Genomic DNA, 20,712 nt, shown 5'->3' on the forward strand with positions numbered 1-20,712 from the left:
GAACCGGCCGGGCTTTTTTGATCAGGCGGATCAGACGGATCAGAAGGATCAGGCGGATCAGGCGGATCAGGCGACGGGCAGGGCGCTGTGCGGCGGGCGCGGCTCGTCGACCGCGGGCCAGCCGGCGGACCAGACGTGCCGCTCCCGCCAGATGGCGACCCAGTCGACGCCGGCGCGGCCCTGGGCGGCCCGGCCGGGAGAGGCCCTGGTGAGCGCCGCCTTCGCCAGGGCACGCAGGCCCACACCGGCCTTGAGCAGCGTCAGCGCGGTTCCGGCCCGGGACGCGGACCAGTGCCGGCGTACGTACGTCGCCTTGCCGCGCAGGATCTTGACGCGCTGTCCCTCGGAGCTCGACGACGCGCCGCCCACGTGCACGACGGCCGCGTCCGGCACGACGACCGGTCGTGCGCCCATGGTCAGCGCCCGGGTGCAGATGTCGATGTCGTCGCTGTAGAGGAAGAACTGCGGGTCGAAGCCGCCGAGCCGGTTGAAGAGTCCGCGTTCGATCAGCATGGCGCACCCGGAGACGGCGGGCACCTCTCGCACCGTGCGACGGTCGTACCCGGGAAGGCCTTCGGGGTTGAAGATCGGGCTGCCCGCGAAGACCGTGCCGAGGCCGGTGGCGAAGCCGAGGTAGCCGCCGAGCGTGGGCAGGCCCCAGCAGCAGTACATGTCGTCGGTGCCGTCGGCGTGCAGCGTGCGCGCGGTGTAGATGCCGTGCTCGGGGTGCTTCGCGGCGAACGTGTACAGCTCGGCGACCGGGTGGCCGACGGGTGCGGCGTCCGGGTTGAGCAGCTGGAGGTAGCGCCCGGAGCTGGCCACGGCACCGCGGTTGACGGCGCGCCCCCAGCCCACGTTGACCGGCAGGCGGACCAGGTTGACCTCGGGAAAGGCGGCGGCGATCGCGTCGGCCGAGCCGTCCGCCGAGGCGTTGTCGACGACCGTCACGTCGAAGCTCACGTCCGGCGTACGGCTGTCGAGCAGCTTGCGCAGGCACTCCTGGGTGAGTTCGGCGGTGTTGTAGGAGACGATGACGACCGAGACGTCGGGCTGGGTCACTTCCGGCCCATCCGATCCCGGGCGCTCGCGGCGAGCAGGCGCACCGCGAACGGCGCGTCGTCGATCAGGTACCGGCGGACCAGGCGGCGCGGCTCCGAGGCGAGGCGGTGCACCCACTCCAGGCCGCTCTCCTGCATCCACTCGGGAGCGCGGGAGTGCACGCCGGCCACGAAGCCGATCGCGGCGCCGCAGCCCATGAACCAGCTCTGCGGCAGGCGCGGGCGCAGGCGCTCGATGACCCGCTCCTGCTTGGGGAAGCCGAAGCCGACGAAGACCATGTCCGGCGCGGCGGCGACGACCTCGTCACAGACCGCGGCGTACTCGTCCTCGCGGGTGTCGAAGCCGAACGACGGGCTGAGGTGCCCGGCGAGCTTGAGTGAGGGGAATCTCTCCCGGAGGACCTCCTCGGCGCGCTCGGCCGTGCCGGGCTCGCCGCCGAGCAGGTAGACCGACCGGCCCGCGGTGGACATCGCCTCCGAAAGGCTCCAGATCAGGTCGGATCCGGGAACTCGGGCAGGAAGGGAGTTTCCGGCCAGCCTGCTCGCCCAGATGAGCGGTTTGCCATCGGCGACGGTGATTTCCGAAGCCTCGATGTGGTGGCGTGCCTCCGCGTCTTGTGCGGCTCGATGCAGAATGTCCACATTCGGCGTGATGATCTGTCCGCCGCGGCCTTCTGAAAGCGCCGTAAGAACCCTATTGACGACCTCTTCCTCGATGATCGGGTCAAACTGGACACCTGCGAGCGTCACGGAGCCCCTGCCGTGGCCAGGGGATTCCGAGGTCTCCTGAGACACCTTCACGTGTAGCAACCTACCGGCGCATCCATAGTCAACAAGGAGACGAATGGTCGCCGACCTTGTCGGGTGTGCGATAGGCCCTCGTCCTTTCGACCGGTTGGCAGCGTCGATGGCCGCAGGAAGAGTCGACGCGTGCGAGTTAGCGTCATCATGCCTGCTTTCAATGAGGAAGAAGGCATCGGCACCGTGTTGGGTGCATTGACCGAATCCTCTGACTTTGACTCTGATGTGGAGATCATCGTCGCCGCGAACGGATGCACCGACCGGACCGCCGAGGTGGCGCGCTCCTTCGGCGTGCGGGTGATCGAGATCGCCACGCCGTCGAAGACCGCCGCGCTCAACGCGGCGGACGAGGTGGCCACCGGCGACGTACGCGTGTACATGGACGCCGACGTGCCCGCGGACCTGAGCGTCCTGCGCCGGCTGGCGGAGGCGGTGGCACGCCCCGGGGTGGAGGCCGCCGTGCCGCGCCCGGTGGTCGACACGTCGGCGAGCGCGTGGCCGGTGCGGGCCTACTACGCGATCAACTCACGCCTGCCGGTCTTCCGCGGCCGGCTCTTCGGCCGTGGCGTGATCGCGGTCTCGTCGAGTGCCCGGTCGCGCTTCCTCCGGTTCCCGGAGATCACCGCCGACGACATGTTCCTCGACGCGATGGTCGCGGCCGGTGAGAAGGTCGAACTGGACATCCCGGTCCGGGTCGTCGCGCCGCGTACCCGGGAGGACCTGGTCCGCCGGATCGCGCGGGCCAAGGACGGCAACGCCGAGTTCTGGCGCTTCGTCGAGGCCGCCCCGCCCGGCTACGGGCTGCGGATCGATCCGGTGCCGGGACCGAGCGCGACGTCCTGGCTGCGCAACGTGGTGCTGCGCTCGCCCTGGCTGCTGCCCGCCGCGGTGGTGTACGTCTCGGTGACGCTGGCGGCCGAGCGCCTGCGCCGTTCGCCGTCCTGGGACGTCCGCTCCGGCTGGGGTCGTGCGGCGGCCACGGCGCCCGCGGCGAGCCCGGTGGCCCGGGTGCCCGCGCAGCGCTCGCCGGTCGAGGACCGGGAACGGGCGACGCGCGAATGACGTGCCGTTGAATGGCAATTGGCTGATCTTTTTACGGGGGATTTCCGGCGACGATTAGATCTTGGCACGTTTCCACAAAAGACAGTTAAGCGCCTTGAGCCACCCTGGTCGCATCGGTATGGTCGCCGACGGCGACGGCGGGGATCCGCTGTGTCGTCACGGGGCCAGCCGCTGATGCGGACCGGTGGTCACAAGTCACCTGCCGAGGGGTAATACTTCGTGGAAAACCAGGAATCCACCGAGATCCGCGCATCGCTGGCACCGCGCCGGCACGCGCGCGGCTGGAGACGTGGAAAGGGCATATTCACCGTCGCCGTCGCGTTCGTCATGCTCGCGACCGCAACGGTGGTGACCGCGTACGCGGTCTCCGGTGATCCGGACACCTATTCGTTCTTCGCCAAGACCGACATCTCACGGGTCGGCGTCGATCCGGAGGGCCAACAGGTCGAGCTGGGCCTGACGTTCACCTCGTCCAAGCCGGGGACGCTCACCGCGGTGCGCTTCCTCAAGGTGAAGGGCGACCCGGGCCCGCACCGGGTCACCGTCTGGTCCAGCCGCGGCCAGGCGATCGCCACCGCCACCTCGGTGAAGGAGACCTCCGCCGACTGGCAGGAGGTCGCGCTCGCCGCGCCGGTGGGTATCGAGGCCGGCCAGGAGTACACCGTCTCGTACAACACGACGCGTTACCGGGCCACCGAGAGCTTCTTCGCCAAGAGCCGCACTGTCAAGGCGGGTCCGCTGCGCACGGTCGGCGGCGGCGTCTTCGCGTACGGCCAGGGCACGTTCCCGACCGCGAGCTTCAACTACAGCAACTACTGGGTCGACGTGGTGGTCAAGCCCACCTCCGGCACCACGCCGGCGCAGTCGGCGACCGCCACCGTCTCCGTCGCGCCGTCGGCGAGCAGCGGCGCCACCACGGGGCCGTCCGCCTCCGCGACGCCGTCACCGAGCGCGACGACCACGACCGTGCCGCCGGCCGAGGCGGTCAAGCTGGACCTGCCGCGGGTGGCCTGGGAGGGCGGTCCGTCGTACTACGCGAGCTTCCCCGAGGCCGCGGCGACCGGGTACACGGACGCGGACTTCTTCCCGACCGGCGTCTGGTTCGAGAGCGTGCAGAGCGATGCCGACGTCGCCAAGGACAAGGCGGCCGGCCTCAACATGTACGTCGAGCTGACCGAGAACTCGGACATCGCCACCGTGCGCCGCGACGGCATGCGGGCGCTCACCTCGTGGACGTCCGCCAGCCGCGGTGACGAGTCGGTCGGCTGGCTGCTGACCGACGAGGCGGACATGTGGGGCGGCGCCGGTGACGGCGAGTGGACCGGGAAGTACCCGGGCGAGAACGGCGACATCTGCAAGACCAAGGAGGGCTGCGGGTACGACGTGCTCAGCACCATCTCCGACAGCCTGCCGACCGACGACCGGATGCGCTACGCCAACTACGGCAAGGGCGTGATGTTCTGGCAGACCGACGGCGAGGCCGCGAAGTTCGTGAACCGGAACACCGACATCGTCTCCAACGACGTGTACTGGTACACCGACCCCAACGTCTGCACCTCGACCTCCGAGGGCCTGTCGATCGGCGTGCCGACGAACTACTGCCGGCGGTCGGCCAACTACGGGCTGACGATGGACAAGATGCGGGAACTCGACGGCCTGGACGGCAAGCGCCAGCCGGTCTACGCCTTCATCGAGGTGGGGCACCCGTTCACCGAGGACGACTCGCCGACGATCACCGGTGACCAGATCGCCGGCGCGACGATGAGCTCGCTGATCCACGAGGCCCGCGGGATCATCTACTTCAACCACAACTTCGGCGGCTCGTGCATCTCGCAGCACGTGCTCCGGGACGCCTGCGGCACCGCGGTGCTGCCGACGGTCACCGAGTTGAACGCCCGGATCGCCCAGCTCGCCCCGGTTCTCAACACGCAGTCGTACCAGTGGTCGGCGAACTCCTCGGTCGACACCATGCTGAAGGCGTACGGAGACTCGTACTACCTGTTCGCGATGCCGGGGCGGTTCGGCGGGACCGGGTCGCAGAAGCTGAAGCTCCCGGACGGCCTGTCCGGCGCGAAGGCCGAGGTGCTCTTCGAGAACCGCTCCGTTTCGATCACTGACGGTGCCATCCAGGACACCTTCAGCAAGGAGTACTCGTACCACATCTACAAGATCACACCGTAGGGTCACCGACTGTCCACGTGCTCGGCGGTACTGGGCACGGGACAACCGGCCATTAGGTCAATCCTATGTATCCGCCGGGTCCGTATGATGTGTTCCATAGCTGACTGACGTTGCCATCCCGTCTCCGTCATCCTGGTGGCGATAGATTCAGGCGGGATGGCAGCGGATGCTTGCCGCCCATCGGGCGGTCGCCTTCGCGACGGAATCCTCGGCCGTACGGGCCGTGGGATCCGCCGCATACGGAAGGACAGTGTTGGACTTTTGGGACCTCACCCGGCTTCTCTGGCGTCGCTGGTACATCAGCGCGCCGATGCTGCTGGTGGCCATCGGCATCACGATTCTCGCTGCGAAGACCATCGAGCCTGACTACGTCGTCACCAGCTACGTCCAGCTGATCCCGCCGACGACGAACTCGGACGACAAGGACGACACCAAGGTCTCTGAGACCCGGAACCCGTGGCTCGACCTCGGTCTCGGCTCACTGAGCAAGGCCGCGATCATCACGGTGCAGGACCAGACCGTGCTCGACCAGCTCGAGTCCCAGGGCCACAGCATCAACTTCACCGCCACCTTCGACACGCAGATGCCGGTGATCACCTTCGAGGTGATCGGTGACAGCAAGGACCAGGCGACCACGTCGATGGACGCGATCATCGAGCGGTTCGACAACTCGGTGAAGACGCTGCAGAGCACGTACGGCTCCAAGCAGGAGCAGTACATCACGGCGCAGCGCCTCGACAAGGGCGACAACGTCAAGGAGTCGACCTCCAAGGTGAAGCGGGCCCTGGTGGCCATCGGCGGCGTCGGCGTGCTGCTCAGCGTCGGTGTCACCGTGGCCGTGGACGCCTGGGTGCGCCGCCGGGTCAAGCCCGGTGAGCCCGCGGAGCCGGCCGAGCCCGCGACTCCCGCGGTCGGGTCGGCCTACGGGTCGGTCCAGCGTTCCGCCACCGTCAGCCCGCGAACACCGCCGATGCACTCCGACCCCGGCGCCACCCAGGTGATCCTGCCGACCGCCAACGGCCTGCGGAAGCCCGGCACCGGTGGCCGTCCCGGGCAGGAGGCGCCGCCCGCGATGCGGCCCGCCCAGCAGGGGGACGCGACGATCATCCTGCCCAACGCGAGCCAGATCGCGGGGGAGCTCAAGAACGGAATCATCCGTCCTTGAGCAGCATGACGGTCGCTCGTCAGGTCGATCTCGAGCCGTCACTGCTCGGGGACCGGCTCTACGTGAGCCGGCGGCGCTTCCTCCGGATCGACGCGGCGGCGCTGCTCAGCCTGATGATCGCCCTGCTGGCGCTGATCCCGGCCCGGCTCATCGTGCCGAACATGACGGACCTTGGCCGGCCGGCACTGTTGATCGGTTTCGTGCTCTGCCTCTGGTGGCTGCTGGTCCGGCTGAACCCGCATCTGGTCCTGGTCGGGCCGCAGCCCATGCGGTGGGTCGTGCTGATCTACCTGCTGGCGGCGCTGATCTCGTACGCGGTGGGCCTGCTGCGCGGGCTCACCGAGATGGAGGCGAACGGCGCCGACCGGGCCATCCTCTCCATCGGGATCTTCGCCGGCGTGCTGCTGATGGCGGCCGACGGCATCCCGAACTGGGCGCGCCTGGACGGCGTCATCCGGATCTTCGTGACCTGCAGCGCGATCATGTCGTTCATCGGCCTGCTGCAGTTCGTCCTCTACCTGGACGTGACCCAGTACATCTCCATCCCCGGGCTGGAGGCGAAGGGCTGGGCGCCGGAGCTGGAGATCCGTGGTTCCGGCATCCGGGTGGCCAGCACCACCGGCCACTACATCGAGCTGAGCACGATCCTGGCGATCGCGCTGCCGTTCGCGATCCACCTTGCCCTGTACGCCGAGTCGAAGCTGCGCCGGCAGATCTCCATGGTGCTGGCGGTGGTGATCGCGGCCGGAGTGCCGGCGACCATGTCGCGCACCGGTTTCGTCGGCCTCGGCATCGTGATGCTGGTGATGGTCCCGATCTGGACCTGGCGTACGCGGTACAACATGCTGGTCATCGCGGTCGGGCTGGCCTGCGCGATGATCACCGTCAAACCGGCCGTGGTCGACACGCTCACCCGGATGTTCTCCGGTGCCGCCGAGGACCCGAGCATCACCGCGCGTACCAAGCGGTACGACATGGTGGCGTACTACTTCAACCAGCGGCCCTGGCTCGGCCGGGGCACCGGCACCTGGATCTCGCCGCAGTACCAGTACCTCGACAACCAGTGGCTCGACACGGCGCTGATGGGCGGCATCATCGGGGTGGTGGCGCTCGCGCTGCTGCACCTCACCGGCATCTCGCTCGCCGGCCTGGCCCTGCGGCGCTCGACGACGCGGGAGGGCAAGCACCTGTGCGCGGCGCTGATCGCCTCCCAGTTGATCGCCATTTTCGTCGGTTTCACCTTTGATTCACTGAGCTTCAGCAGCTACTTCCTGGTGCTCGCGTTGATGCTCGGGCTCTGCGGCGCCGTCTGGCGATTCACTCATCCCCAGCGAATGGTGCGAACGTCGGTTCCCGGTAATGTCGAGGCGGACTCCGGCGAATCCGAATCCGAGCCCCTGGCCACGGCGTCCCGCTGATTCCGGTGCTGTCGGTCATCCGACGACACGGCCGCTACCTCAGCCCAATGGACAATCTTGGAAGTCGATCCGGTTCGGGATCGAACCGTTTGCGTCACGGCATCCTGCTCAACCGAGGGACGCGCTCACCCTAAATGGACTCCTAGGTTGAGGGCGATGTTCCAGAAGGCCGAAGGTGACAAAAGATGGTGACGGAACCGGGCGTGCGAAAGCCCCGGCTGGTCTTCTTCCGCATGCTCCAGCAGGGGCTGCCCGACTTCATCCGGCTCCACCTCCGTGAGCAGGTGGAGTGCCTGGAGCGCTCGTTCGACGTCGTGGTGATCGACCACGAGTGCGACTTCGGGCAGGTCTGCGATCAGTACCGGCCCGACCTGGTGCTCTTCGAGTCGGGCGCGTACACGGGCAAGCGGCAGATCACCAATACGGCGGCGCACCCGGAGGTGCCCCGGCTCGGTTTCATCCACTCGGACGCGTACTGCCTCTCCCGCGCGGCCTCCATCGCGGACATGGCCCGCTGGGGTGTCGAGGCCTTCGTGTCGATCTCGGTGGCGATGGCCGAGTACACCCCGGAGATCGCGGACGACCTCTTCGTCTGGCCGAACTTCGTCGACCCCGGGCTGTACCGCGACTACGCCGAGCCGAAGCTGGTCCCGGTCTTCTTCACCGGCAGCCAGGCGATCCACTACCCGTGGCGCAACCGGGTCAGCCGGGCGATCGCGCCGAACTACCCGTCGCTGACCACACCGCACGGCGGCTGGTTCAACCAGGGCCGGTCCGCGCGGATGGTGTACGGCGAGCGGTACGCCCGGCTGCTGAACGCCTCCGAGATCGTGCCCACCTGCGGCACGATCGCCAAGGAGGTCGTCCGGAAGCACTTCGAGATCCCGGCGTCCCGGGCCTGCCTGCTGACCGAGCGTACGGCTGCGGTCGAGGCCGCCGGCTTCGTCGACATGGAGAACTGCGTCTTCGCCGACGAGCAGGACGTCCTCGACAAGCTGGACCACCTCTTCCGGAACCCGGACGAGCTGGCCCGGATCACCGACGCCGGGCACCGCCTCGTGCACACCCGGCACACCGCCGCCCAGCGGGACCAGGTCTACCAGTGGTACCGGCTGCGGACGGAGCGCCGGCCCGGCCAGCGGATCGTGCAGCCCGGCCCGTTCGCCCCGCTCGAACTGGCCGGGGACACCGCCACCGGCAACCGGCACGTGATCAGTGGCGGCCTCGACCGCGTCCTGATGCGCACGGCCGGCGAGGACATCCGGCGCGGCCGCTTCGCCGAGGCGGAGAACGCGTACCTGCGCTGCCTCAACTACCACTTCATGCCCGAGCCGGTGCTCGGCCTGGCCCGGGTCGCCCTGCACACCGGCCGGCCCGACCACGCCCTGCAGCGGCTCCAGCAGACGATCGAGGGCACGCTGCTCACCCACCACTCGGCGGAGCCGGACCCGGTGGAATGGGCGTACATGGTGCGGGCGCTGCTCTGCGCGGGCCGTTCCGGCGAGGCGGTCGCCCGGGCCCGGGAGTACCCCGGTCTGCGGCACCCGGAGCTGGACCGGATCCGCTCGGCGGTCGGCCTGCTGAACCGGGAGGCGGAGGAGCTCGGCGAGATCCGGCAGGCCCCGGTCCGCGCCTCGGTCCACGTGCTGGACCAGCAGTCGTTCGTGGAGTGGGCGGGCGAGTTCGCCGCCATGCTGACCGCCTGCGGCCAGGACGGCGCCGCCGCCCGGTTGCGCGAGCACGGCACGGTCGTCGACCGGCTCCAGCCGCACGAGCCGGTCGCCACCGGCGGTTCGGAGGGCAACGAGCTGCTCGCCAAGGGCCGGCTGCTGCGCCGCAAGGTGCACCGCCGCCTGGAGTACGAGGTACGCCGCCGCCTGCACCGCCCGGAGCAGGTCGACGCGTTCACCCGGGTGGTCCGCGACCTGACCGAGAAGGAGGACCTCACCGACGTCCTGCTGCTCGGCACCGCCGGACCGGAGCAGGTCAAGGCGCTCACCGAGGGCCTCGGCGCGAACCCGAACCGCCCGGCCGTCGTGTCGGTACGCCCCGGTGCCGGGGTGGTCGTCGACGAGCACGCGACCGGCCGCCCGGCCGGTGAGCCCGGCGGGCTCGCGGCGTTCCGCGCCCGGCGGGCGATCGAGGGCTTCGACCTGGTCGTGGTCGCGGACGAGGCGAGCGCGGCCGGTCCGCACGCCACCGAGGCGCTCGGCGCGGCGTTCGTGCTGCTCCTGGGCATCAGCACGCCGGCCGGGTACGAGCTCTGCGGCCGGATGCTGGCCGACCCCCGCTACGTGCTGCTGGACAACGATCCCGACTTCGGGACCGGATACGCCGTGTTCCGGCGCCGCCGCCGGACCCGACCCGCGACAGGAACGCAGAACCCGTGACAACCCCGACGACCGGCGGCATGGCCGGTAAGGTCCGGCGCGCCCTGGCGTGGAGCACCCTCAACAACCTGGTCGTCCGGCTCGGCAGCTTCGGGGTGAGCATTCTGCTCGCCCGGCTGCTCGCGCCGAGCGAGTTCGGCGTCTTCGCGGTCGCGCTGACCGTGCAGACCGTACTGGTCGCGCTCGCCGAACTCGGCTTCAGCGCCGACCTGATCCGGCACGGCGACATCGAGCGCCGGGCCGGCACCGCGACCACCGTCGCCACCGGTTTCAGCGCCCTGATGGCTCTGGGCATGTGCGCCGTCGCCGGCCCGGTCTCGGCCGCGCTGGGCAGCGCCGACGCCACCGCGGTGGTCCAGGTGATGTCCGCGACGCTGGTGCTCAGCGGCATCTCGGTCGTTCCGTACGCGATGATCCAGCGCGACTTCCGGCAGTCGGCGCAGATGTCGCTGGACACCATGAGCGTGGTGGTCAACGGCGTGGTGGCGGTGGCCCTGATCAGCCTGGGCTTCGGCGCGATGGCACTGGCCGTGGCCCGGGTGGTCTCCCAGGGCGCCGCCTGCGTCCTGCAGTTCGTCCTGGCCCGGACCCGGCCGAGGTTCGGCTTCGACCGCGCCGTCGCCGAGGGTCTGATCCGGTTCGGCGTACCGCTGGCCGGCGGCAACCTGCTCTCCTGGATCGTCATGACGGCCGACTACGCGATCGTCGGGCGCAGCCTCGGCGCCGTCGCGCTCGGCTTCTACACCATGGCGTTCAACATCTCGACCTGGCCGATGGGCGCGCTCGGCGCCGCGGTCCGTGCGGTCGCCCTGCCCGCCTTCTCCCGGCTGACCGATCCGGTCCGCCGCGGCAGGGTGCTGGTCTCGGCCGTCGCGCTCAGCTGGGTCGGTGCGCTGCTGGCCGGCATCCTCCTCTCCGGACTGGCGAAGCCGCTGATCGCGGTGGTCTACGGCGAGCGCTGGCTCCCGGCCGCCGCGGCGCTGGCCGGCCTCGGCCTCTTCGGCGGCGTCCGTGTCGTCACCGACCTGATGAGCGCCTTCCTGACCGCCGCGGGCCGGACCCGGCTGGTCCTGATCACCCAGGCGCTCTGGCTCGTCGCGCTGGTCCCCGCCATGATCGCCGGGGCGCGTCTCTGGGGGCTGGAGGGCGCCGGCTGGGCGCACCTGGCGGTGGCCGCGGTGGTGGTGTTGCCGTTCTTCGTCGCCGTCGTACGCTCCTCGCAGGTGCCGGTCCCGGCCCTGCTCGGCCGCCTCGCCGTGCCGGTGCTGGCCGCCGTCCCCGCGGCCCTGCTGGGGATGCTGGTCGAGCGCTCCGTCGGCAACGACTTCCTGGCTCTGCTCGCCGGCGGCCTGACCACCACCGTGGTCTTCCTCGCCCCGCTCGCCCCCTGGGTGCTCCGGCGCCTGCGGGAGGTCCGGGACACCGGGCCCGCCGTGGACCACTCCGAAGAGCTCACCGCAGTAAGCCCGGCGTGAACGCGGGCGACGACAAGAGGAAGGCTGTACAGATGAGCGGTAAGCGTCTCGTACCGATCTCCACGGTGACGGCGCCCGTTCCCGGGGTGCGTGACGGCCGCCTGGCCACGGTCTCCGTGATCATTCCCTGCTACAACTACGGTCACTTCCTGCCGGACAGCGTGCCCAGCGTGCTCTCCCAGCACGGGGTCGAGGTCGAGGTGGTGATCGTCGACGACCGGTCGACCGACGACAGCGCCGAGGTCGCCCAGCGGTACGCCGACGCCGATCCCCGGGTCCGGCTGGTCCGGCACGAGGTCAATCAGGGGCACGTCGCCGCCTTCAACAGCGGGCTCGCCGTGGCGACCGGCGAGTTCATCGTCCGGCTCGACGCCGACGACCTGCTCACCCCGGGCTCGCTGGTCCGGGCCGTCGCGCTCTTCGACGCCCACCCCTCGGTCGGCCTGGTCTACGGCCACCCGCACCACTTCACCACCGACCGGCCGCCCGCGGCGCAGACCGAGATGCGCGGCTGGACCGTCTGGTCGGGACGCGACTGGATCGCCGAGCGCTGCCGCCGCGGCATCAACTGCATCACCACCCCCGAGGCGATCGTCCGCGGCAGCGTGGTCGAGCGGATCGGCCCGCTCAGCCCGCGCCTCGAGTTCGCCCAGGACATGGAGTACTGGCTGCGGGTCGCGGCGGTCTCGGACGTCGGCCGGATCGACGGTGCCGACCAGGCGCTGCACCGCGACCACGCGGCGAGCATGAGCGTGACCACCGGCTCCGGCCTGATGCTGGACCTCCGCGAGCGGCGCACCGTCTTCGACGTGCTCTTCGACGGACCCGGCGGCGATCTGCCGGACGCGGCCGAACTGCACGACCTGTCCCGGCGCACGCTGGCGGCCGAGGCGCTGCAGGACGCGTCGCACGCCTACGACCGGGGGCACACCGGCGAGGTCGACGTCGACGCGTTCGTCGACTTCGCCCTGGAGACCTTCCCGCAGGCGCGGACCCTGCCGCAGTGGCGGGCCCTGCAGCGGCGCCGGATGGTCGGCGCCCGGGTCGCCCCGCTGATGCCGACCTTCGCGGCCAGCGTGGTGTGGCGGCGGGCGCAGCGTGAGGTCCGCGAGCGCCGCTGGGTCCGGGCAGGCATATGAGCGGCGTTCTGGTGGTCTGTGCCGGCACCAACTGGGACGGGGTGGCCGGCTCCGACCGGATGCTGGCCACCTGCCTGTCGGCGTACACCGACGTGCTCTGGGTCGACCCGCCCACCTCGATGGTGCGGGCCGGCGGGCTGCCCCGGCCGAAGCTGGGCACCATCGGGCCGCGGATGCACCGGCTCACCCCGCTGGTCCTGCCGATGCACACCCGCACCGGCGTCCGGCACACCACGCCGGCGCTGGTCCGGGCCCAGATCAGATGGGCGCTGCGCTCCTTCGGGGTACGCCCGCACACGGTCCTCGACTGCCGTCTCGGCGGCATGCTGGGCGGCTGGGGCGACGGGGTGCGCGGCGTGCTCTACGGCACCGACGACTTCGTGGCCGGCGCCGAGCTGATGGGCCGCAGCCGGGCGCAGGTGGAGGCCGAGGAACGGGTTGCCATCGACCGGTCCGACCTGGTGCTGGCCGTCTCGCCGATCCTGCGGGACCGGTGGAGCGCGATGGGCGCCGAGGTGCTGCTGCTGCCCAACGGGGTGCGTACCGAGACGTACGACGGACTCGACGGGGTCACCCCGGCGGCGGACGTACGCCTGCCCGGGCCGGTCGCCGGCGTCTGCGGGCACCTCTCCGAGCGGATCGACATCGGGCTGCTGGAGGCGGTGGTCGACGAGGGGCTCTCGCTGCTGCTGGTCGGCCCGTACGACAGCCGCTGGGAGCCGGAGCGGTTCCAGGCGCTGACCGCGCGCGACCGGGTGCAGTGGACCGGGCCCCGGCCGTACGAGCGGATGCCCTCCTACATGCGGCACCTGGACGTGGGGCTGACGCCGTACACCGACACGGCCTTCAACCGGGCGTCGTTCCCACTGAAGACCCTGGAGTACCTGGCGGCCGGGCTGCCGGTGGTCAGTACCGACCTGCCCGCCACCCGGTGGCTCTCGACCGGCCTGGTCACCCTCGCCACCGAGCCGGCGGACTTCGCCAAGGCCGCCCGGGCCGCCGCCGAGCAGGCCCGCACCGCCGAGGTGGTGGCGACCCGCCGGGCTTTCGCCGACGAGCACAGCTGGCGGGCCAGGGCGGCGACCGTGGCCACCGCCCTGGGCCTCACCGGCTGATCGACCGGCCGGGACCGCTCAGCTCAGCGGGGTGGCCGCGATACCGGCACGCCGGACCTCCAGCGGCGTGCCGGACTTCGCGGAGACCATGACCGCGATGTCCTCCGGGCCGACGGTGCCCAGGAAACCGGCCAGACCGGCCGCGTCCAGCGGGATCTCGTCGGAGTACTCCGGGCAGAGCATGTCGTCGGTCGCGTAGCCGGTCGCCGGCTCGCCGAGCACCTCGTCGACGAAGACCCCGTACAGGATCTCCTCGCTGAAGTGCAGCTGGGCGCCGATCGCGGTGGCCCACGGCTGCCCGGTGACCTGCTCGACCCGGGCCAGCAGCTGCCGGACCACGGCCGGGTCCCACGGCGCCGGCCAGCAGATGTAGTCGGTGAACGGGCCCTGCGCCGCGGGCAGGCCGAGCAGCTCGCGCGCCACCCGGTGCCAGATGACGTGCCGGGGCAGGCGGTCGTCGATCGCACCCGGCTTGCGGTAGAACCGGGCCACCCCGTCCCGGACGAACCGCTCCGGGCCGAACGGGCGGACGAACTCGATGTCCGAGTCGACCAGGAGCGCCACCTCCGTGTCGAGGCGGGCGGCCGCGGCGAGCTTGACGATCTGCTGGGTGATCCAGCCGCGCAGCGGTGGGAACGGCCGGCGCGCGTTGACCCATCCGTTCACCCCCGGCAGGGCCAGGAACGTGCGCGGCAGGAATTCCGCCACGTCGTGCACCCGGGTACGCTCCCCGGCGAGACCGCCGAACAGGCCGAGGTCCTTCTTCGGCACGATGATGTGGTGCTCCACCGAGGGCGGGCAGTACGTGAGCACCGAGCGCTGCAGGTCGGCGCAGAGCTCGTAGTCGGGAGCGTAGCTCGGGGTGATGATCGCCAGTCGGGGCATGGAGAAGCTCAGTCCTTCGTGAGGGTCACCGCACCACGGCGGGTGACCAGGCGTCCGGGATGAGTACCTGAGGTGTTCCGGTGCCGTCGGCCGGGACCCGCCAGACGTCGCTGGTGGCGGCGCCGGTGCCGGAGACCCGGGCCAGTCCGTAGAGGACGGTGTCGTCGTCGAGCCATTCGGCCTGATCGTCGACGCTGCGGGTCTCGGCCAGCTCGGTCACCGTGCCGGTCCGCAGGTCGTACACCGAGAGACGCCACTTGCCGTTGGGCAGGTCGCCGTGCTTCTTGAAGGCGATCCGGGTGCCGTCCGGGGAGAGCGACGGGCACTCGACGTCCTCGTGCAGCGCGGTGACCGTGCGCTTGGCGAGGCTGCCGCGGACCAGCCAGGTCTTCCCACCCGACGCGGCGGTGGCGTAGAACTCGTCGTCGCCGGCGAAGGTGACGCCCCACATGTTCTTGTCGGCCGCGGTGATCACCTTGCCGTCCACGGTCAGCGTGAACTTCTCGATGTCCCCGATGACCTTGCCGTCGGTCCGGGTGACCACGGTACGGGTGGAGAACTCGCCGGGGTTGGTGTACGAGTCCCCGGCGATGAACGTCGTGGTGGCGACCAGCGAGCCGTCCCGGGAGAGCCGGGTCCGGCTGGGCAGACCGGTCAGCGGCAGATCCCGGGTGGCCTGCCAGGAGCCGTCCAGCAGTTCGGCCTTGTACGTGGTGACCAGCCCGCGGTTCGCGTACAGGCAGATCGCGTCGCCGGCGGTGGCGTACACCCGCTCGCAGGAGACCGGGGTGTACGCCCGGGCCCCGGACGGCGCGGAGAGCGGCACCACCGCGACCTTGCCGTACCCCTCGCCCAGGGCGGTGCTGCGGAAGACCACGTGCGGCTCGGCGCGGATGCCGGCCAGGTCGGTCCGGGTCGGCGCCGCGGTGGCGCTGGCCAGGGTCCGGGCCTGCTCCCGCCGGACGTTCCAGACGTAGCCACCGGCACCCAGCATCGAGGCCGCGAGGATCGCCGCGAGCAGCGCGAACCTCAGCCGCAGCGTCACGCCGCGGCTCCCCGCCGGTCGATGCCGCGCAGCAGCCACGCCGCCACCGGCACCATCGCGGCCAGCAGCACCGCGAAGAGCACCAGCGACCGGCTCGGCCCCTGCACGTCCCAGAGCAGGCCGAAGCCGACCGAGGAGGCGAACCGGGCGACCGCCACCACGGTCTGCGCCGCCGCGATGCCGCTGCCCCGGGTCTCCTCCGGGACCAGGCGGCTGATCAGGGCGGGCAGCACGCCGTCGGTCGCCGCGTAGAAGACGCCGAGCAGCATCAGGGTGCCCAGCGTCAGCCCGATCCCACCGCTCGGCAGCGCCGCCAGCAGGTAGCAGGTGAGCAGGGCGCCGTGCCCGGCGATCAGGACCTTGGCGCGTCCCACCCGGTCGGCCAGCCGGCCCAGCGGGATGGCCAGGGCCAGGTACGCGAGGTTCGTACCCACGTAGAGCAGCGGGAAGTACTCCGCCGCGAAGTCGTCGCGCTCCTGGAGGGCCAGGTAGAGGAAACCGTCGCCGACGGTCACCAGGCCGAGCACCGCGGCGGCGACCAGCGGCGCGCGCAGTCGCCGCCCGCTCACCTCCCGCAGCACCCGGCGCATGCTCACCTGGGCCTTGGCGGCCTTGGTGAGCATGTTGGGTACGAAGAGGACCAGGACGGCCACGCCGACGGCGGCGACCGCGAACGAGACCACCCAGATCGAGTCGTAGCTGCCCGGCACGCTGGCCAGCAGCGCGAACGCCACCAGCGGGCCGATCGCCGCGCCGACCGTGTCCAGCGCCCGGTGCACACCGAACGCCCGGCCCAGCATCTTCGGGTCGGACGACGCCGCGATGAGCGAGTCACGCGGCGCCGTTCGCAGTCCCTTACCGAGCCGGTCGACGGTCACCACCGCGGTGATGGCGGCGAACCCGGCGGCCGGCAGCATCGCGAGGCGGCTGACCGCCGAGGCGCCGTACCCGAGCACCGCCACCCACTTGGGGTGACCGCCACGGTCCGCCGCATAACCGCCGGCGAGCCGGACGAACGCGCTGACTCCCTGGTAGACGCCGTCCAGGAAGCCGTACGCCATGGGGCTGAGCCCCACCGCCGCGGTGAGATAGAGGGGCAGGATCGAGGAGACGCTCTCCGACGAGATGTCGGTGAGCAGACTGACCACTCCGAGCAGCACGACGGTCGTGGAGACCCGTCGCGCCGCGTTACCGGCTTCCGGAGCCTTGTCGGCACCGGGCCGGTCCCGCAGCGAGACGTACACGTTGGTTCCTAACTTTGCTGTGGTGCGGTGGTACGTGGAACGTCAGCTACCGGGTGTGAACACGACGTCCACCCAGTAGTTGTGGCTGACCGCGTTCGACGGGTAGCCGCCTCCGTAGAGGTAGGCGCCCGCTCCCGCGGCGGTGCGGAGCGGCGCGTTGACCACCGCCGACGACAGCCCGCCCACGTCGACCGCGTAGTGCCCGTTCGGCGCCCGGTAGGAGACGACGTACGAGGTACCGGCGGTGATCGAGACCGGGGTGCTGAAGATCAGGGTCTGCCAGCCGCTGCTGGTCTCGTCGCTGAAGGTGCCGGTGGCCAGCAGGACACCGGAGGAGCTCCAGAGCGAGCCCGTGTGGGTACCGGTGTTCCCGGTGCCCTTGTAGAACCGCAGGCCGTTCACCGTGCCGGCCACGTCGGACGAGAACTTCATGCCCACCTCGACGTCGCCGGAATCGTCCCACGCCGGGTTGGTGGGTGTGCTCGACGAGGCGAACATGGTCGTAGCGCCCTCGGGGAGCGTCGGGTCGCTCGCCGCCTGGGCGACGAAGAGCGGGTCGACCCAGTAGTTCGTGCTGTTCCAGCTGTTCGACGGGAACCAGTCGCCACCGTAGACGAAGAGGCCGTTGTTGCCGGCCGGCGCGGTGAGCGACCCGTTCGACTTCGCGCTGCCGAAGTAGCTCGAGGTCGTCGCGTAGTAGCCGTTCGGCGCGTAGTACGACGCGATGTACGACGTCCCCGCGGTGACGGTGAGCGGGCTGGAGAAGTACACGTACTGCCAGCCGCTGGACGACTCGTTCACGAAGGTCGCCGTCGCCAGCCGCGTGCCGGTCGAGGACCAGATGCTGCCGGTGTGCGTGCCGCCGTTGCCCGAGCCCTTGTAGAACCGGACGCCGACCACCACGCCGGACTCGCTCGCGCTGAACCGTACGCCGAGGCTGATGCCCGCGCCGTCGGTCACCGCCGCGATGCCGGGGGTGTCGCTGTCGGCGAAGAGCCCGCCGACCGGGTTGGCGTACGGGCTGGTCGTGAAGGACCAGGTCCGGGCCTCGGTCATCGCGTTGCCGTCGGTGTCGGTGGCGGTCACCGCGACGGTGATCTTCTGCCCGGTCGGCAGGCTCGCCGACGGGGTGAACTTCGCCTTGCGGGTGTCGCTGTCGTACGTGGTGGCGCCGGCGATCGCGGTGCCGCTCGCGCCGGTCACGGTGAAGTGCACCGTGCTCGCCGTGACCGGCTTGCTGAACGTTGCGGTCGGCGCCGTGGTGACCGGCGCGTAGAGCACGTCCGGCGTCGGCGTGACCGCGGTGACGGTCGGCGGGGTGGAGTCCGAGGTGCTGAAGAGGACGTCCACGTAGTAGTTGGTGTCGTCGTAGGTGTCCGTCGGGAACTGCCCGACGCTGCCGAAGACGCCGTTCCCCTCGTCGCCCAGGCTGCGCGGGGCGCTCAGCGGCGGCGCCGTGATCCCCCGGTAGCTGAACGCCCACGACTGGGCCGCGTAGTGCCCGTTCGGCGCGGTGTACGAGGCGACGTACGTGGTGTCCTTGACGACCGGCACCGGGGTGTCGAACGTCAGCGTCTGCCAGCCGGTCGCGGTCTCGCTCGAGAAGGTGCCGGTGGCCAGCTGGTCACCGTCGGCCGACCAGAGGGTGCCCTTGTGGGTGCCGGTGTTCCCGGTGCCCTTGTAGAAGCGCACGCCCTTGATGTACCCGTCGGCGGCCGGGACGACCTTGACCCCCAGTTCGGTGGCGTTGTCGTCACCGGAGTCCGGCGTCTTGGGCACCTCGTTGCCGAAGAGCGAGGTGGTCCCGGTCAGCGCCACGGTCCGGGTGACCGTCGCACCGACGTTCGCGCTGTCGTCCGAGGCCCGCACCTTGATCGTCGCGGTGCCCTCACCGGTCACCGCGGCGGTGTACGTCCAGCTCGCGGTCCCCGAGGCCGGGTGCCACGAGGTGCCGCCGTCCAGCGAGACCTCGACGCCGGCGACCACGCCACCGCCGGTGTCGGTGGCCGTACCCGAGACGGTCAGCAGCGTGCCGCTGGTCACCGAGGCGCTGGCGGTGGGCGACGTGATGGCGGCCGAGGGGCCGGTGCCGTCGGTCGAGGCGCTGGCCGCGACCATGCCGCTCATCAGGGTGGCCGGCTGCGCGTCCATGTCCGCGAGCAGGTTGATGGTGGCCTGCTGGAGCGCCTTGTCGACCGGCTCGGTCGGGCTCCACCGGCTGTCGTGCTCGGTGTCGAGCGCCCACGCGTACTGGATGGTGCCGGCGCCGAAGACCAGCGCGCCGCTCGCCGCCCGGTAGAGCGTCATGTGGTGGGTGGTGGTGTCCGGTGTGACCAGGTTGCCGAAGTCGCGCAGGTACTCCGGGGTCTCACCGGTGGTCTCGGAGAGACGGATCAGGCCGGCCGGGCGGAACCCGTTGTCCAGGTCCTCGTCGGACTCGTACCCGATGGTGTGCTCGGCCAGCGTCGCGGTGCCGCTGGTCAGGGCGGCCACCGAGGTGTTGGCCCAGAACCGGTTCTGCGCGAACGTCGACGGCACCGTGATCGCCAGGTCGTCGCTGTTCGACATGTACGCGGTACCGGTCAGCTCGTTCTCCGGGCGGCCACCGTTGGCCGGCGGGCTGAACCGCGGGTCACGCCAGGTGCCGGTCCACTCGTCGCTGGGGTCGCTCTTGGCATTGTCCCAGGTCTCCTTGTAGCAGACCAGCGTCCGGTAGCCGGTGTCGCTGCCGTCCTGGCTCGGCTCCCAGCGGGTCTTCCAGTAGACCTCGTTGCCGCTGAGGAACGCGAGGTTGACGCCGGCGTCGCGGGCCTCCTCGACGGCCGTCCGCTCGTCGCCCGACCAGTACTCGTCGTGGCCGACCGAGAGGAAGACGTTGTGGTTCTTCACCAGGTCGCCGTGGCGGTCGGTGTCGACGTCGCTGGTGTACGTGACGTCGTACCCGTTGCGCTCCATGAACCGGATCGCCGGGTACTCGTTGCTGAACAGGAAGTCCCGGCCGTTGTTGTCGCCACGGGTGGCGTACGGCCGGTTGTAGCTCAGCTTCTGCGCCCGGGTCCGCCCGTTGTCCTGGTAGAAGTCGGCGCCACCGTAGAGGTTGTACGCCTGCCAGGTCGCGTCGGACGTCTTGAACAGCACGTCGGAGTGGCTGTCGTCGTTGCGCACGACGAACGTGATGTGGCTGGCGCCGCCGGTGTCGGTACGCGTCAGCAGCGCGAAGTAGACGCCGGAGACCGCGTCGGCGGCCGGCGTCCAGCTCGCGGAGACCGCCCACGTGCCGCAGTCGTAGATCAGCGTGGTCGCGTCGGTGACGCAGGGGGTGGTGGTGTTCTGGGCCGGGAACGTGCCGGTCAGCGTCTCGATCTTCCGGGCGCCGTCACCGCCGTAGTAGCCCAGCCGGTAGACGGCGATGGTGTAGGCGTGTTCGGCCCGGACCTTGAACTTGATGGTCTCGCCGGCGTCGACGCTCATGTCGGTCGAGAAACCCTGCAGGGTCTCGTCGCCGGCGCCGGTGATGTCCCACTCGCTCGCCGGGCTACCGGTCTTGGCGTTCTCGCAGACGATCTGGTTGGCCGAGGCGCAGGCGGCGACGGCCGCCGTCCCGTCGGTCAGGATCGCGATGGCTCCGGCGATTATCAGTGTCACGACGGCGCCAGCGGCCACGAATGGTCGCCGTCGGAATGGAGCTGTTCTCATGGTGCTCTGGCAGCCTCTCCGCCAAGATTGTTGAACCC

At 70.5% G+C, this 20,712-nt stretch carries 14 protein-coding genes; 8 read left to right on the forward strand and 6 right to left on the reverse strand.

Going from position 1 to position 20,712, the window contains the following annotated elements; translation table 11 throughout:
* Positions 1–66: 66 nt before the first annotated feature.
* Both AB0M08_RS07365 and AB0M08_RS07370 read right to left on the reverse strand, forming a co-directional pair.
* Positions 67–1,059, reverse strand: a complete 993-nt coding sequence (locus AB0M08_RS07365; protein WP_364489944.1) for a glycosyltransferase family 2 protein — start codon at positions 1,057–1,059, stop codon at positions 67–69.
* Entirely contained in the window at positions 1,056–1,859 is an 804-nt protein-coding gene (locus AB0M08_RS07370) for a WecB/TagA/CpsF family glycosyltransferase (protein ID WP_364489947.1), read from the reverse strand. Before AB0M08_RS07370 ends, AB0M08_RS07365 begins: the two co-directional genes overlap by 4 nt.
* A 129-nt stretch (positions 1,860–1,988) precedes the next feature.
* On the opposite strand from AB0M08_RS07370, the gene AB0M08_RS07375 reads away from it, so the two are divergent.
* From AB0M08_RS07375 to AB0M08_RS07410, 8 genes are all read left to right on the forward strand, one after another.
* Positions 1,989–2,921 carry a glycosyltransferase gene (locus AB0M08_RS07375; protein WP_364489950.1) on the forward strand — a complete coding sequence of 311 codons (933 nt, stop codon included), beginning with the start codon at positions 1,989–1,991 and terminating at the stop codon, positions 2,919–2,921.
* A 219-nt stretch (positions 2,922–3,140) separates the two neighbouring features.
* Complete coding sequence (locus tag AB0M08_RS07380) at positions 3,141–5,102, forward strand: DUF4082 domain-containing protein (protein WP_364489953.1); 1,962 nt, start codon at positions 3,141–3,143, stop codon at positions 5,100–5,102.
* Positions 5,103–5,352: 250 nt separating this feature from the next.
* Positions 5,353–6,267 (forward strand): hypothetical protein, encoded by a 915-nt coding sequence (locus AB0M08_RS07385; protein ID WP_364489956.1) that lies wholly within the window; start codon positions 5,353–5,355, stop codon positions 6,265–6,267.
* A 5-nt stretch (positions 6,268–6,272) separates the two neighbouring features.
* A complete protein-coding gene (locus AB0M08_RS07390; RefSeq protein WP_364490325.1) occupies positions 6,273–7,685 on the forward strand; it encodes an O-antigen ligase family protein in 1,413 nt (470 codons plus the stop codon).
* Between the two features lie 185 nt (positions 7,686–7,870).
* Positions 7,871–10,075 (forward strand): glycosyltransferase, encoded by a 2,205-nt coding sequence (locus tag AB0M08_RS07395; RefSeq protein ID WP_364489959.1) that lies wholly within the window; start codon positions 7,871–7,873, stop codon positions 10,073–10,075.
* Positions 10,072–11,550, forward strand: a complete 1,479-nt coding sequence (locus AB0M08_RS07400) for an oligosaccharide flippase family protein (protein WP_364489962.1) — start codon at positions 10,072–10,074, stop codon at positions 11,548–11,550. The genes AB0M08_RS07395 and AB0M08_RS07400 overlap by 4 nt, the downstream gene beginning before the upstream one ends.
* Positions 11,551–11,582: 32 nt before the next feature.
* A complete protein-coding gene (locus AB0M08_RS07405; protein WP_364489965.1) occupies positions 11,583–12,689 on the forward strand; it encodes a glycosyltransferase family 2 protein in 1,107 nt (368 codons plus the stop codon).
* Complete coding sequence (locus tag AB0M08_RS07410) at positions 12,686–13,804, forward strand: glycosyltransferase (protein WP_364489968.1); 1,119 nt, start codon at positions 12,686–12,688, stop codon at positions 13,802–13,804. The genes AB0M08_RS07405 and AB0M08_RS07410 overlap by 4 nt, the downstream gene beginning before the upstream one ends.
* 18 nt (positions 13,805–13,822) lie before the next feature.
* Here the strand turns inward: AB0M08_RS07410 and AB0M08_RS07415 are convergent, their stop codons facing one another.
* From AB0M08_RS07415 to AB0M08_RS07430, 4 genes are read right to left on the reverse strand one after another with little or no spacing between them, the layout of a single operon-like run.
* Entirely contained in the window at positions 13,823–14,689 is an 867-nt protein-coding gene (locus AB0M08_RS07415; protein ID WP_364489971.1) for a DUF6492 family protein, read from the reverse strand.
* A gap of 25 nt (positions 14,690–14,714) precedes the next feature.
* Positions 14,715–15,734 (reverse strand): hypothetical protein, encoded by a 1,020-nt coding sequence (locus AB0M08_RS07420; protein ID WP_364489974.1) that lies wholly within the window; start codon positions 15,732–15,734, stop codon positions 14,715–14,717.
* A complete protein-coding gene (locus AB0M08_RS07425; protein WP_364489977.1) occupies positions 15,731–16,978 on the reverse strand; it encodes an MFS transporter in 1,248 nt (415 codons plus the stop codon). Before AB0M08_RS07425 ends, AB0M08_RS07420 begins: the two co-directional genes overlap by 4 nt.
* 42 nt (positions 16,979–17,020) lie before the next feature.
* Positions 17,021–20,623, reverse strand: a complete 3,603-nt coding sequence (locus tag AB0M08_RS07430; protein ID WP_364489980.1) for a DUF4082 domain-containing protein — start codon at positions 20,621–20,623, stop codon at positions 17,021–17,023.
* Positions 20,624–20,712 lie beyond the last annotated feature (89 nt).

Source organism: Actinoplanes sp. NPDC051851 (assembly GCF_040681165.1).
Lineage (GTDB): Bacteria > Actinomycetota > Actinomycetes > Mycobacteriales > Micromonosporaceae > Actinoplanes.